The 13,330-nt window shown below is 67.0% G+C and carries 17 protein-coding genes; 5 read left to right on the forward strand and 12 right to left on the reverse strand.

Annotated features, from left to right (window positions below):
• The first annotated feature begins 30 nt into the window (after positions 1 to 30).
• Positions 31 to 486 carry a hypothetical protein gene (locus AC5RVS_RS09005; RefSeq protein ID WP_494107891.1) on the forward strand — a complete coding sequence of 152 codons (456 nt, stop codon included), beginning with the start codon at positions 31 to 33 and terminating at the stop codon, positions 484 to 486.
• A 91-nt stretch (positions 487 to 577) separates the two neighbouring features.
• Positions 578 to 1,606 carry an Rv2578c family radical SAM protein gene (locus AC5RVS_RS09010; RefSeq protein ID WP_494107892.1) on the forward strand — a complete coding sequence of 343 codons (1,029 nt, stop codon included), beginning with the start codon at positions 578 to 580 and terminating at the stop codon, positions 1,604 to 1,606.
• Between the two features lie 42 nt (positions 1,607 to 1,648).
• On the opposite strand, the gene AC5RVS_RS09015 is transcribed toward AC5RVS_RS09010, so the two are convergent.
• Positions 1,649 to 2,089, reverse strand: coding sequence for a (deoxy)nucleoside triphosphate pyrophosphohydrolase (locus tag AC5RVS_RS09015; protein WP_494108382.1), 441 nt, complete (start codon positions 2,087 to 2,089; stop codon positions 1,649 to 1,651).
• Positions 2,090 to 2,301: 212 nt separating this feature from the next.
• Here AC5RVS_RS09015 and AC5RVS_RS09020 point away from each other — a divergent pair, with 212 nt between their 5' ends.
• Complete coding sequence (locus AC5RVS_RS09020) at positions 2,302 to 3,525, forward strand: MFS transporter (protein ID WP_494107893.1); 1,224 nt, start codon at positions 2,302 to 2,304, stop codon at positions 3,523 to 3,525.
• An 84-nt stretch (positions 3,526 to 3,609) separates the two neighbouring features.
• Here AC5RVS_RS09020 and AC5RVS_RS09025 read toward each other — a convergent pair whose 3' ends face one another.
• The 4 genes from AC5RVS_RS09025 to infC all read right to left on the reverse strand — a co-directional run bounded on the left by AC5RVS_RS09025 (position 3,610) and on the right by infC (position 6,719).
• On the reverse strand, positions 3,610 to 4,533 hold the full coding sequence (locus AC5RVS_RS09025; RefSeq protein WP_494107894.1) for a TrmH family RNA methyltransferase: 924 nt from the start codon (positions 4,531 to 4,533) through the stop codon (positions 3,610 to 3,612).
• A gap of 44 nt (positions 4,534 to 4,577) precedes the next feature.
• Positions 4,578 to 5,246 (reverse strand): 50S ribosomal protein L20, sunset domain variant, encoded by a 669-nt coding sequence (rplT, locus tag AC5RVS_RS09030; protein WP_493988207.1) that lies wholly within the window; start codon positions 5,244 to 5,246, stop codon positions 4,578 to 4,580.
• Between the two features lie 116 nt (positions 5,247 to 5,362).
• A complete protein-coding gene (rpmI, locus tag AC5RVS_RS09035; RefSeq protein WP_493977772.1) occupies positions 5,363 to 5,557 on the reverse strand; it encodes a 50S ribosomal protein L35 in 195 nt (64 codons plus the stop codon).
• A gap of 145 nt (positions 5,558 to 5,702) precedes the next feature.
• Entirely contained in the window at positions 5,703 to 6,719 is a 1,017-nt protein-coding gene (infC, locus tag AC5RVS_RS09040; protein WP_494107895.1) for a translation initiation factor IF-3, read from the reverse strand.
• Positions 6,720 to 7,059: 340 nt separating this feature from the next.
• Here infC and AC5RVS_RS09045 point away from each other — a divergent pair, with 340 nt between their 5' ends.
• Positions 7,060 to 7,479: a DUF1844 domain-containing protein gene (locus AC5RVS_RS09045; RefSeq protein ID WP_493988205.1), complete on the forward strand. Its 420-nt coding sequence runs from the start codon at positions 7,060 to 7,062 to the stop codon at positions 7,477 to 7,479.
• Between the two features lie 96 nt (positions 7,480 to 7,575).
• On the opposite strand, the gene AC5RVS_RS09050 is transcribed toward AC5RVS_RS09045, so the two are convergent.
• From AC5RVS_RS09050 to AC5RVS_RS09080, 7 genes are all read right to left on the reverse strand, one after another.
• Positions 7,576 to 8,424 (reverse strand): SseB family protein, encoded by an 849-nt coding sequence (locus AC5RVS_RS09050; protein ID WP_494107896.1) that lies wholly within the window; start codon positions 8,422 to 8,424, stop codon positions 7,576 to 7,578.
• Positions 8,425 to 8,433: 9 nt separating this feature from the next.
• Positions 8,434 to 9,174 (reverse strand): bifunctional 1-(5-phosphoribosyl)-5-((5-phosphoribosylamino)methylideneamino)imidazole-4-carboxamide isomerase/phosphoribosylanthranilate isomerase PriA, encoded by a 741-nt coding sequence (priA, locus tag AC5RVS_RS09055; RefSeq protein WP_494107897.1) that lies wholly within the window; start codon positions 9,172 to 9,174, stop codon positions 8,434 to 8,436.
• A gap of 47 nt (positions 9,175 to 9,221) precedes the next feature.
• On the reverse strand, positions 9,222 to 9,383 hold the full coding sequence (locus AC5RVS_RS09060; protein ID WP_493988203.1) for a hypothetical protein: 162 nt from the start codon (positions 9,381 to 9,383) through the stop codon (positions 9,222 to 9,224).
• A gap of 2 nt (positions 9,384 to 9,385) precedes the next feature.
• The gene (hisH, locus tag AC5RVS_RS09065) at positions 9,386 to 10,027 is read right to left on the reverse strand and encodes an imidazole glycerol phosphate synthase subunit HisH (RefSeq protein ID WP_494107898.1); all 642 of its coding nucleotides are present in this window, start codon (positions 10,025 to 10,027) and stop codon (positions 9,386 to 9,388) included.
• A complete protein-coding gene (hisB, locus tag AC5RVS_RS09070; RefSeq protein WP_493988201.1) occupies positions 10,024 to 10,641 on the reverse strand; it encodes an imidazoleglycerol-phosphate dehydratase HisB in 618 nt (205 codons plus the stop codon). The genes hisH and hisB overlap by 4 nt, the downstream gene beginning before the upstream one ends.
• 54 nt (positions 10,642 to 10,695) lie before the next feature.
• Positions 10,696 to 11,805 carry a histidinol-phosphate transaminase gene (locus AC5RVS_RS09075; protein ID WP_494107899.1) on the reverse strand — a complete coding sequence of 370 codons (1,110 nt, stop codon included), beginning with the start codon at positions 11,803 to 11,805 and terminating at the stop codon, positions 10,696 to 10,698.
• 72 nt (positions 11,806 to 11,877) lie between these two features.
• The gene (locus AC5RVS_RS09080) at positions 11,878 to 12,231 is read right to left on the reverse strand and encodes a LysM peptidoglycan-binding domain-containing protein (protein ID WP_494107900.1); all 354 of its coding nucleotides are present in this window, start codon (positions 12,229 to 12,231) and stop codon (positions 11,878 to 11,880) included.
• Positions 12,232 to 12,529: 298 nt separating this feature from the next.
• Here AC5RVS_RS09080 and lexA point away from each other — a divergent pair, with 298 nt between their 5' ends.
• Positions 12,530 to 13,279, forward strand: coding sequence for a transcriptional repressor LexA (gene lexA, locus AC5RVS_RS09085; RefSeq protein WP_493988198.1), 750 nt, complete (start codon positions 12,530 to 12,532; stop codon positions 13,277 to 13,279).
• Positions 13,280 to 13,330 lie beyond the last annotated feature (51 nt).

The raw sequence follows: 13,330 nt of genomic DNA on the forward strand, positions 1-13,330 counted from the left end.
GCACCGACCCGAAACGCCTACGATAAGCCCATGACGCCGTCCGAGAAGCTGCGTGCCGCTTGGAACATGCTCAACGGCTCCACCCTGGTGGGGCTGGCCATCGCCGCCGCGGTCCGCTGCAGCCTGCACCCTGGCCCGCACGGCCTGATCCTGGCGCACGGCTTCCGGCCCGGGCTGCCGAAGGCCGCTGCCTTTACCGTGGGCAACGTGGTGCTGTTCCGCGACGCCGCGGCCGGGCTGGCCGGCAATCCGGTGCTGTTGGGCCACGAGTCCCGCCACAGCAGCCAATATGCTTGGTGCCTCGGCCTGCCGTTCCTGCCGTTGTACGCTTGCGCCGTTGCGTGGTCGTGGTGGCGGACCGGCGACCCGGCGTCCCGGAACATCTTCGAGCGGTTGGCCGGGCTGCAGTCGGGCGGCTACGCCGAGCGGCCGGTGCGGCGGGGACCGGGACGGCGCGCTTCGCGGCCCGAACGGGCGGCGGGCTGAGTTTCCTTCCGGCCCCCGGGCCTCGGCTGGATTTCCTGCCGCACTCCCTCGGGCCCTGTCGCCCAGTTCGAAGATGTGTTCTACTTAAAGCATGAGGTGGTCCTCCCAGCAAGCGGAACCCGGCGCCCTGCTTCCGTTGTCCGGACTGGTCCGGAGCATCCAGACCCCCGGTTTCGCCGGCATTACGTTCCATGAGGTCATGGCCAAGTCTGCGCTGAACCGGGTGGGCGCAGGGTCGCGGATGCCGTTCGAATGGACCATCAACCCCTACCGTGGCTGCAGCCATGCCTGCGTGTATTGCTTCGCCCGCAAGACGCACAGCTACCTTGACTTGGACACCGGGCTTGATTTTGACAGCCAGTTGGTCGTCAAGGTGAACGTGGGCGAGGTCCTCCGCCGCGAGCTTGCCAGGCCGTCCTGGAAGCGCGAACACGTGGCCATGGGCACCAACACCGATCCCTACCAGCGGGCCGAGGGGCGCTACAAGCTGATGCCGGAAATCATCAAGGCCCTGGCCGGGTCAGGAACGCCGTTTTCGATCTTGACCAAGGGCACCTTGCTGGCCCGTGACCTGCCGCTGCTGCGCGAGGCGGCCAGGGACGTTGACGTCGGCATGGGGATTTCGCTCGCCATGACCGATGCCGGATTGGCGCGCCGCGTGGAGCCGGGAACACCGGCCCCGCGGGCCCGGCTGGAGCTGATCGCCAAGCTGAGCGACGCCGGCCTGCCCTGTTCGGTGATGGCCATGCCGATCCTGCCCTGGCTGACGGACTCGGAGGACGCGCTCGACGAGCTCTGCGCGGCCGTGGCTGCCGCCGGGGCCACCAGCATGACGGCGGGAGCGCTGCACCTGCGTCCCGGCGCCAGGGAATGGTACCTGCAGTGGCTTGCCAAGGAATACCCGCAACTGGTCGGCAGGTACCGCCGCCTCTACGACGGCGGCACGTATGCCGCCAAGGATTATCGACGTTGGCTGGCCGCCCGGGTCGGGGAAGCCAAGCGCCGGCACGGTTTGGAAAACACAGCCCGGCTGCGCGACGTAGCGGTTCGGCCACCGGCGGATCGCCCGGCGGCGCCGGCCGGCGTGCCGGCCGCAGCGGGACAGGCAACCTTGTTCTGAGTGCCCGCAATGTTTGGCCCGCAGGGGGTCCGGCGGGAGCCGTCAGGCGGGACGGTTGGCGGTGTCGCCTGCAGCGGTGAGCACAGCTTCGAGGATCGGGAAATCGGCGGGGATCCAAGGCAAGGCCGCGGCTTCTGCCGCCTCCAGCCGGACCCAGCGCAATTCGTCGTGGTCTTGCAGCGGCCTCGGCAGCCCGTCGGTGATGTAGGCACACCATACCCGCATGGCCGCCGCTTCATTCAGCGGCCACCCCTGCGGGAGCGGACCGGAGACTTCGGTTCCCAGCTCTATGCCGACCCCCAGTTCTTCGCGGATTTCGCGGCGCAGGGCGTCCTCGCAGCTCTCCCCCGGCTCCACTTTGCCGCCGGGGAACTCCCATAGGCCGGCCAGAGCCTCTGGCGCGGAGCGCCGGGCGGCCAGTAATCTGCTCGGGGCTTCGCGGGCATCGAAGATGGCTGCCCCCACAATCTGTTTCAGGCTCAGTTGCACGCGGATCAGTCTACGGTGCCGGTCGCGCCGACCGCCCGGCCCGAAGTATGCCGCAGCCCACAGCCACACGGGTCCGGAATGGGATGCCGCGCGGTCGCGTTGCCGTACAGTGACAGCCGGTGCCCGCAACTGCCGCCCGTGGCGTATGGCTTGGCACGTCAACCCTTGCGCCGGCGCCCACTTGACCGTTCGACCGAAAGCCGATCATGAAATCCCCCACACTCGCCGCCGCCCGGAGTCAGACCGAAAACCGCCGGACGGCGTGGGCCATCGTTGCGCTGGCCATGGGCGGCTTCGGCATCGGCACCACGGAATTTGCCATCATGGGCCTGCTGCAGAACGTGGCGGCCGGCCTGAACGTCTCCATCCCGGAGAGCGGGCACTTGATTTCCGCCTACGCCCTGGGCGTGGTGGTCGGTGCACCGCTGCTCGCCGCCCTCGGAGCCAAGCTTCCGCACAAGCACATGGTTTTGGGGCTGATGGTCCTGTTCACGCTCGGGAACCTTTCGTCGGTGTTCGCGCCCGACTACGCCACGATGCTGGTCACCCGGTTCATTTCCGGCCTGCCGCACGGCGCCTACTTCGGCGTGGCCGCCGTCTTGGCCGCCTCGCTGGTCTCCCCCACCCGCCGCGCGCAGGCGGTCGCCATGGTCATGCTGGGGCTCTCCGTGGCCAACGTCGTCGGCGTGCCGTTGGTGACGTGGCTGGGCCAGCAATACGGCTGGCGGCTGATGTTCGTGGCCGTGGGCATCGTGGGCGCGGTGACCGTACTGATGATCCAGCGTCTGGTCCCCTTCAGCCCCGCGCATGCAGAGGCCGGCATCCGCCGGGAACTCGGCGCCCTGAAACGGATCCAGGTCTGGCTGGCGCTGTTGATTGGCGTAGTCGGTTTCGGCGGATTCTTCGCCGTATATTCCTACATCAGCCCCACCATGACCGAAGTGACGGGCCTGGCCCCGGCCGCCCTGCCGCTGATTGTCGGTCTCTACGGGCTGGGTATGGTCGTCGGCACCTTCATTGGCGGCCGGTTGGCGGACCACTCCGTGATGGGAACCATCTACCAGGTCATGACGGCGATCATCGTGATCCTGGTGTTCTTCTGGGCGGCCTCGTCCGTTGCTGCCCTGGCGATTCCACTCGTTTTCCTCCTCGGTGCCGCAGGATCGAGCCTGATCCCGGCGTTGCAGACCCGCCTCATGGATGCCTCCCCCAACGCCCAGACGCTGGCCGCCTCGCTGAACCATTCGGCGCTGAACATGGCCAATGCCCTCGGTGCTTTCCTGGGCGGTCTCGTGATCTCCTGGGGCTGGGGTTATGCCGCGCCGGCGTTGGTCGGCGCCGGGCTGGCATCCTTGGGACTGGTCATCGCTGGTCTTAGCGGGGCGCTTGAGAAACGGCGCAGCCCACCTGAGGATCATGCCCCGGCCTGAAGTCCTGGCCTCGCCTGATCCGCAGTGTCAGGATCGTTCGCATGCTGCGTACGGCACGTTCCCGCTTGGGCCGATCTGGAGCAGCTATCCTGCAGGTCCGCGCCGCCGCTGGGACCTTGCGGAGGCATACAGGCAGACCGTGGCGGCCGTGCCGACGTTCAAGCTTTCGGCCTGGCCGTAAACCGGCACGGCCACCCGATGGTCCGCGGCAGCGAGCTCTTCGGACGACAACCCTTGGGCTTCGTTCCCAAAGAACCAGGCGGTAGGCGCCGCCAGATCCGGAAGGCCGGCCCCGCCCTCGTCCCCGGCTGCGGGAGCTTCTCCCAGCCGGGCCAGCGCACTGCGGTCCTGCAAGTCGTCCAGATCGATGGTGCCGTAGCCGTCAGCTGCCAGCACGGTTGCGCCGGCGGCGCGTACGGCGGCGGCCACGTCGCCGAAATCGTGCCCGTTAACCACAGGCAGGTGGAAGAGCGATCCGGCCGTGGAACGCACGGCCTTGGGATTGTAGATGTCCACGCTGAAGTTGGTCAGGATCACCGCATCGGCGCCGGCGGAATCGGCCGCCCGCAGGATGGTGCCGGCGTTGCCCGGGTCCTGCACCCGGACCATGACCGCCAGCAGCAGGGGTTTGCTTTGCAGGACCTCGTTCAGCGGCCGGTCCAGGTAGTGGCAGACGGCCACGATCCCCTGCGGGTTGACGGTGTCTGCCATTGCCGCCAGAACCGCATCGGTGGCCAGACGCAACGGCACGCCGTCGGCGAGGTACGCCAGTTCAGGCGAGCGGTCCAGGCAGGCTTCGGTGGCGAAGACCTCGGACACGATGCCGCTGTTTCCGGCGCCAAGATGCGCGCGGTGGGCGGACAGGGCCTCGCGGACAGCCTGCGGACCTTCGGCCAGGAATTGGCGGCGCTTTAAACGCACCGAGCGCCCGGCAAGCTTTGCCACATCCCTGACCCGATCGGCTCGGGGGTTGGACATGACGGCTTGCGGGCGCCCGGTAGTGCTCATACAGCGACTATAACGTCGCCACATGGGCGTTTATGCATCGGTGCTTATTCGGCAACCTTCTGGCGGGCCTCGCCGCCGGCGGGCTCGAAACCGGCAGCCTTGGCGGCTTCCACGGACTCGAACCAGTACACGGGCGTGGTGTTCTCGTACCAGGTGGAGCCCGGGACGTGGTACTTCTTGGACTGGTTGCCCTTGATGCTGTAGCCGGCGGGAGCGTCCTCGCCGTCAACGGCCTTCACGGCGCCAGCAACTTCGCCGGCTTCAGCGGCAGGCGCGGCGGCCTTGGCGGCCGGAGCGGCCTTGGCGGCGGCAGGCTTGGCGGCGGCGGGCTGACGCTCTGCGGGAGCGGAAGTGTCGGCCGGCAGGGCGTCCTTGGCTACCTGTACCAGCGCGGCGAAGGCGCCGGCGTCGGACACGGCCAGCTCGGCCAGCATGCGGCGGTCGACCTGGACCTCGGCGGCCTTCAGGCCCTGGATGAGGCGGTTGTAGGTCAGGCCGTTGGCGCGGGATGCAGCGTTGATGCGCTGGATCCACAGGCGGCGGAAATCACCCTTGCGCTTGCGGCGGTCGCCGTAGCTGTACACGAACGAGTGCAGCAGCTGTTCCTTGGCCTTGCGGTACAGGCGGGACCGCTGTCCGCGGTATCCGGCAGCCCGGTCCAGGATGACCCGGCGCTTCTTGTGGGCGTTAACCGCCCGCTTCACACGTGCCACGTGCGTACTCCTTTTGATGATTGGTGCCCGGTGTTCGGCCGCCGCAATCGGCGGCCGGGGGCAAAACTAGCTGGATGGTCCTTGCGGCGTCACCGCGCGGACCGGAGGGGAGAAAATCAGATGCCGAGCATCTTCTTGATGTTGCGCACGTCGGCCGGAGCAACGATCTTGTCACTGGCAAGGCGGCGGGTCAGCGTGGAAGGCTTGTGCTCCAGGTAATGGCGGCGGTTGGCCTGCTGGCGCTTGAGCTTGCCGCTGCCGGTGAGCTTGAAGCGCTTCTTGGCGCCGCTGTGGGTCTTCTGCTTCGGCATGGCTGCCGTTCTCCTTACGTCTCCTCGGGTCGCTGCCGACCGTCGGCTCGTGCGGTGCCGCAAACGGGCACCGGCGGTTTACTTGTTTACCGGCGCCGGGCACGGAACCGTGCCCGGCCGGATGCCGGATGCTCTCTGTACGGTCTTAGTTCTTGGAACCGGACCGGCCAGCAGGTTTGGGTGCTGCAGGCCGCGCTGCCGGCTTGGGCCGGGCGGCGGGCTTGGGTGCTGCGGGCTTGGCCTCGGCCGCGGGGGCTGCGGGCTTCGCCGGAACTGCCGGCTTGGCCTCGGCTGCCGGCTTTGCCTGAGCGGCCGGCTTAGCCCCTGCTTCCGGCTTGGCCTGAGCGGCCGGCTTAGCCTCTGCTTCCGGCTCGGCCGCAGGCTCGGCCTCGGCCTCAACCTCGGGCTCCGCCTCGGCTGCAATCGCGGCCTCGGCTTCAGGCTGCTCCGCGGCCTCGACCTCAACTGCGGGCTCAACCTCAACCGCAGGCTCAGCATCAGTCTGCGCAGGTGCTTCGGCGGTTTCCTCCGGCTGGCTTGCCATCGCGGCAAGGCCTTCCGGCATCAAGTCGCCCAGGCTCTGAGTCAGCGGATCCTGGTCGGCGGAGGTGTCCACCTGCTGCTTCTTGGCATCGTTCGTTGCCTTGGCGTCGGCCTTCTGGGCGGCCCGCCGGGCCTCTGCCTTGGCTTCAGCCTTGTTCTTGGTCGGGCCGATCACCATGACCATGTTGCGGCCGTCAATGCGCGGAGTCGATTCGATCACGCCGACCTCGGCGACGTCCTCGGCGAACTTCTGCAGAAGGCGAATGCCCATTTCCGGGCGCTGCTGTTCGCGGCCGCGGAACTGGATCATGGCCTTGACCTTGTCGCCGGCCGCGAGGAACCGCAGCGCGTGGCCGCGCTTGGTCTCGTAGTCGTGCTTGTCGATCTTCAGGCGGAACCGGATTTCCTTGAGCACAGTGTTCGTCTGGTTCTTGCGCGCCTCACGGGCCTTGACCGCAGCCTCATACTTGTACTTGCCAAAATCCATAAGCTTGCACACCGGAGGCTTGGCCTGCGGTGCGACCTCAACCAGGTCAAGATCCGATTCCGTGGCCAGGCGCAGGGCATCCTCAATACGGACGATCCCCACCTGTTCGCCGTTCGGTCCGACTAACCGCACCTCGGGAACGCGGATACGATCATTGATTCTTGGCTCGCTAATGTGTGGCTCCTGTCACTGAAAATCGGCTGCCGCCTGCAATGAAAGAAGGCCTCCCATTGCAAGCGCAATCGAAGGCCTCAAAGTGGCGGCAGGCGGAAACAGCAGACGTTCCACCGGCTGGCCCGGGCGCCCTCAAGTGAAGGTTTCCGGCCTCAGCCTGCCGACCTGGACCCGGCAGCTCTGGCTAGCCATACCGACGGGTGGGAGAGGTCTCCGCTTGCAGATTGAATCCTGCTCCGCACGTGCTTTGAGGCACATAAGTAACGGGATCCAATTGGTCTGTGACAAGCTTACCAGTATGAGCAGCCCAGATAACAATCCGCAGACCGACGGCCACCGCCACAGCTTCGCGCCTGACGCCGGTCCTGCCTCCACCCAGGAACAGGAAGTCCTGGGCCAGATGCGCGACATCGCCGAAGTGCCCGCCGTGGAAGTCATTACTACCGCGGCCGTCCACCTGATGAGCGCCGCCGCCGTTAAATGCGGCCTGGCCGCCGGCGACGATGCGGAAGAGCTCAAGGACCTGGATGAAGCCCGCAAGCTGATCACCGCGCTGGCCGGCTTCGTCACCGCTGCCGCGCCGGAGATCGGCAGCCAGCATGCCGGACCGTTGCGTGATGGCCTCCGCTCCCTGCAACTCGCCTTCCGCGAAGCATCGGTGATCCAGGACGACCCGGGCAAGGGCCCGGGTGAGAAGTTCACGGGTCCGGTCAACTGACCAGGCTTCCAGTACTGACAAGGACGACGCCGGTGCCCCGCACCGGCGTCGTCCTTTTTCTTTGCGCTTCCGGATCAGGCTGCCAGCCGGCCGAACTCAGCGCGTGAACTTCAGCTCCAGCGAATCCACCCGCTCGGCAAACTCCTGCCTGGCTTGGAGCCGCCGTTGGATCCGTCCCGCCAAGGCGCCCAACTCCTCGCGCCCCAGCCCGTCTTGCACCTGCAGGACCAAGCGCAGTTCCGGTCCGTGGCCACCGCCGGCCACTACCGATCCGTCTGCCGCCCGGACCGCGATGCCGGTTCCGGGTTCCACGGACGCGGCCAGGACGGCCTCCTCGCCGCCCGTGGCTTCGGCCACCCATTCCAACAGCGCCGGATCCCGGTACGAGGGCACCCATTCGTGCTGTTTGGCCAACGCCCACACTGCGGGCCGCCGAACCACGAATGTCAGGGCGGCGCCCGGGTCCATAACCATCAGTTCGGCGTCTTCGGACACGGCCGCCAGCGCCGCCCGCGGTGCCTCGACGGCAACAGGCCGGGCCTGGGGATGCCAGGCTTCCAGAGCGGCCGTGTTGCTGAATACCGGCAGTGCCCGGCGCCCATCCGGCGCCTGCAACGTCACCACGGCCATGTCCGCCTGTTTATCCGACGTCAGGCCGTGGCTGCCCTCGGCCTCTTCTCCCAGCGTCGCCACGATGGGCACGAAAACGCGGGCATTCGCCAGGGCAGCCACTACTTCCGCTTCGCCGCCGGTTCCGGCAGCAAGCCATTGCAGCGCCGCCTCGTAGCCGGGATCCGCGCTGCCGTCGTCGTGGTCGAACTGATGGAGCGGATTTCCTTTACCACTCAGGTCCCGTCCGGCCCAGCTTTGGCCGGCAGAGTCCCCCGCGCCGCCGGCTCCCGCCAGCGCAGCGGCAATATGGGCGGGCAGCTCCTTCTTGCCCATGCTGGTCTCTCAGCGCCGTCCGGCAACGTCGAGCGCTTCGGGCAGCGTGAACTTGCCCGCGTACAGGGCCTTGCCCACAATCGCTCCCTCAACTCCGGCCGGAACCAGTGCGCGCAGCGTCCGCAGATCATCCAGGCTGGAGATCCCGCCGGAGGCCACCACCGGCTTGTCGGTCCGCCCGCACATCTGCCGGAGCAGATCCACGTTCGGTCCGCGCAGTGTTCCGTCCTTGGTCACATCGGTCACCACGTACCTGGCGCAGCCGGCGTCTTCGAGGCGGGCCAGCACCTCCCAGAGGTCGCCGCCATCCTGCGTCCAGCCGCGGGCCGCCAGTGTGGTGCCACGGACATCGAGGCCGACGGCGATGGCGTCCCCGTGCCGTGCGATGGCGCGGGCCGTCCACTCCGGGTTTTCCAGGGCGGCGGTTCCCAGGTTGACACGTGCGGCCCCGAACTCAAGCGCACGCTCCAATGAAGCGTCGTCGCGGATGCCGCCGGACAGCTCCACCTTGATTTTCAGTTCGTCGGAGACCCGGCGCAGCACTTCCGTGTTGTTGCCCCTGCCGAACGCCGCGTCGAGGTCCACCAGGTGCACCCATTCCGCGCCGTCGTTTTGCCATGCCAGGGCGGCTTCCAGCGGGTCTCCGTAGCCGGTCTCGCTGCCGGCTTCGCCTTGGACCAGCCGGACGGCTTGGCCGTCGGCAACATCGACTGCGGGCAAGAGTTCGAGGATGGAGGTTTGGTTCGTCATGGTTCTTCCGCTTTCTGCGCGCCGTCAGCTGCGCGGGATGGGTGTGGTTACTCGGCCGGGCCGAGGGTGAGCAGGTAGGCAGCCAGCAGCGACATGCCGGCGAGGATCCAGAAGACGATAACCAACCACTTGGACAGCCGCTGCTGCCGGAACGAGATGGCGCCGCCGGCCAGCAGCCCGGCCAGGGCCATCAGGAGAATGCTGCCCATGGCTACCTCAGCGTCTTCAGCCAGTTGCGCAGCAGCTCGGCGCCGGCGTCTCCCGACTTTTCCGGATGGAACTGGGTAGCACTCAGCGGACCGTTTTCAACGGCCGCTATGAACGGGGCGCCGTGCGTGGACCACGTCACCAGCGGCGGTGTCATCGCGGGTTGGGTCACATCGAAGTTCCAGTGCTGCACACCGTAGGAGTGCACAAAGTAGAAGCGCTCGTCTTCGATTCCGGCAAACAGCCGGCTGCCCTCCGCGGCGTCCACGGTGTTCCACCCCATGTGGGGGACGACCTCCGCCGGCAGCGCTTCCACGGTTCCCGGCCATTCCCCCACACCCTGCGTGCGCACGCCATGTTCAACGCCTTCTTCGAACATGACCTGCAGGCCCACGCAGATGCCCAGCACGGGCCGGCCGCCGGCCACCCGGCGTCCAATCCAGCGAAGCGCGTCCACGGACTTGAGCCCCTTCATGACCGTGGCGAATGCGCCGACCCCGGGAACCAACAGCCCGTCGGCCTCCAGGACGTCGTCGGAGGCATGGCTCAGCGTGACGTCGGCTCCCACATGCTCCAGCGCACGGACTGCCGAGCGCACGTTCCCGGAGCCGTAGTCCAGTACCGTGACCTTGGGCGCAGCGGTCACAAGGCCCCCTTCGTCGAGGGAATGCCCTCGACACGTGGATCGGCTTCGACGGCGGCGCGAAGCGCCCGGGCGAAGGCCTTGAACTGGGCCTCGACGATGTGGTGGGGGTCCCTGCCACCCAGCACGCGCATGTGCAGGCAGATCTGGGCGTGCAGTGTGATCGATTCGAAGACGTGGCGGGTCAGCGACCCGGTGAAGTGCCCGCCGATCAAGTGGTACTCCTGGCCTGCCGGTTCTCCCGCGTGCACCAGGTAGGGCCTGCCGGAGATGTCCACGACGGCGTGGGCCAGCGCTTCGTCCAGGGGCACCGTTGCTTCGCCGAACCGGCGGATTCCGGCCTTGCTGCCCAGTGCCTCCTTCAGGGCCTCCCCGATCGTGATGGCGACGTCTTCGACGGTGTGGTGCGCGTCGATGTGCGTGTCTCCGCTGGCCTTCACGGTCAGGTCGACCAGCGAGTGCTTCGACAGGGCGGTGAGCATGTGGTCGTAGAACGGCACGGTGGTGCTGATCTCGGAGCGGCCGGTGCCGTCGAGGTCCAGTTCAACCAGCACGGACGACTCGCTGGTGATGCGTTCGAGGCGTGCGGTACGTCCGGTGGTGGTTTCCACGGTCATGGGAGTCCTTTGACGAATTGGTCGACCGGCGCAAACCGGTTCGCTCTTACTAGTTTAGGAGACGGGGCTCGCCACGAGGGCCTTGATGCCGTCGAGGAAGGCTGTGGTCTCGGCCTCAGTGCCGGCGGTCACCCGCAAGTGGCCGGGGATCCCGACGTCGCGGATCAGCACACCGGCTTCCAGGAGTCCCTGCCACACGGAGCGGGGGTCCTCCAGCCCGCCGAAAAACACAAAGTTTGAGTCGGACGGCGCCGGTTTAAGCCCCAGTCCGGTCAGGCCGTCGACAATGCGGTCCCGCTGCGCCTTGATGTCCTCAACATTGGCCAGCAGGGCATCGGCATGCTCCAAGGCGGCCAGGGCCGTTGCCTGCGTCACCGCCGAGAGGTGGTAGGGCAAGCGGACCAGCCGCAGCGCGTCGGTTATCTGCGGGGCGGCGGCAAGGTACCCTACCCTGGCGCCTGCCAGCGCGAAGGCCTTGCTCATAGTGCGGGAGACAATGAGTCTCTCCCGCCCCGGCAACAAAGTCAGCGCGCTCGGCGTTCCGGCGTGGGCGAACTCGGCGTAGGCCTCGTCCACGATCACGATGGCCTGGGAGGCCTCGCCTGCTTCATACGCGGCCTCCACGACGTCGAGGCCCAGGGCGGTTCCCGTCGGGTTGTTGGGCGAACAAAGAACGACGACGTTTGCGGCGGAGTCGGCCACGGCAGCGGCGGCAGCGTCCGGCGACAACGTGAAGTCTGCCCCCCGCGGAACAGCCACATAATCCGTGTCCGTCCCGCTGGCCAGCAGCGGGTACATCGAATAGGTGGGCGGGAAGCTCAGCAGGGTACGGCCGGGGCCGCCGAAGGCCTGGAGGATTTGCTGCAGGACTTCATTCGATCCGTTGGCAGCCCAGATGTTCCCTGCGGTGACGCCGTGCCCCAAGTAGCGGGCCAGTGCCGTTCTCAGCTTCGTGAACTCGCGATCCGGATACCGGTTCAGGCCCGCGGCCGCGTCGCTAACGGCCGAGACGATGGCCTGACGGACGGCGTCGGGCAGTCCGTGGGTGTTTTCGTTGACATTCAGGAGGACGGGAACCTCCAACTGGGGCGCACCATAGGGCTCCAAGCCCCGAAGATTGTCCCGCAACGGCAGGCGGTTCAGGCGTTCTAACTGCTCACTCACCGGTCCAGTTTAAGCTTCGGCCCGCCCGGGGCAGGAATCGGGCGGGCCGAAGCAGCTCATGTTACGGCTGCCTCAGCGCGCGGACGGGACCAGCAGCTGCTGGCCGGCATGGACGATGTCTCCCTGGAGGCCGTTCAATTGCGCGATCTCGAGAATGACATCGTGAGGGTTGCGGTCGGGGGCGGACCGTACCGCCACGTCCCACAGCGTCTGGCCGCTGCCAACCGTGACAGTTGACGCCGGCCCCGGCCCCAGCCCCCCGGCGGCGGCCATTGCCGGCGCCGTGAAGAAACCGATCAAGGTCAGGGCGGCGGCCGCGGCCAGCATCAGCGGCAGGCCAATCAGCAACAAACGGCCTCTGCGGGTCAGCCGGAGGTTGGTGCTGGTACGGACGCCGGCGGCCTGCGGTGCGAGCTGGGCGGACATGGTGTCACCTTTCCTATTTTCGATCTATTTCGGCTGGTTTCGATCGTCTGGCTGTCGCGTTCGAATATATCTTCGAACGTATCTCCTACAGTTCTAGCACTGGTGATCGAACATTGTCGAGACTCAGTCGAACAAATGTTTGAAATTCATCACCGCCTCGCCTAGCGTTGGAAGCGTCAAGCGGCGGTAAGAGCAGTGCACCAGCCGCCACCGACAAAACAGCCGAGACAACAATCCATGCGCGGTTCCGCTACCGCAGCAACGGCGCGTGGACCACTACGGGAGACCGGGGCCGGATATGTCCGAAGAGAGCACCACCAAAGCCGGAGCCAGGCGACGCGGCCGACCCGTCAAAGTGGGACGCAGCCTGACGCCGCGGCAGAAGAAGATCCTGGAGACGATCCAGCGATCCGTCATGTCCAACGGATACCCTCCGTCGATGCGCGAGATTGGTGACACCGTCGGCTTGGCGAGCCTGTCCAGCGTCACGCATCAGCTGGCCCAACTCGAGAAGATGGGCTACATCAGGCGCGACCCTAAGCGTCCCCGTGCGATGGAAATCCTGACTCCGCTGACACTCGAGCACGGGGGTGTGGAAATCGTCGGAGTCGATGAACCGCAGCAGCTGCGCAGCTCCAGCGGCGTTGCAGTATCTGAACTCACCACTTCGTCCGACACGGCGATGGTGCCGCTGGTGGGACGGATCGCGGCAGGCGGGCCGATCCTGGCGGATCAGGCGGTCGAGGACGTCATGCCCCTGCCTCGTCAGCTCGTGGGCCACGGCGAGTTGTTCATGCTCAGGGTTTCGGGCGATTCAATGATCGATGCGGCTATCTGTGACGGCGACTGGGTAGTGGTGCGCCAGCAGCACACGGCCGAGAACGGCGACATCGTGGCGGCGCTGCTCGACGACGAAGCCACGGTCAAGACCTTCCGGCAGCGCGACGGACACACCTGGCTGCTGCCGCAGAACACCCAGTACGAACCGATTCTGGGAGACCACGCAACCATCATGGGCAAGGTTGTCTCGGTGATGCGGGCCCTCTGACCCGCCGCAAGCTACTCAGTTCCCCCTCTGCCGGTCACCGGGGGACTTTGC

It is taken from the genome of Arthrobacter sp. Y3221048, assembly GCF_059092685.1.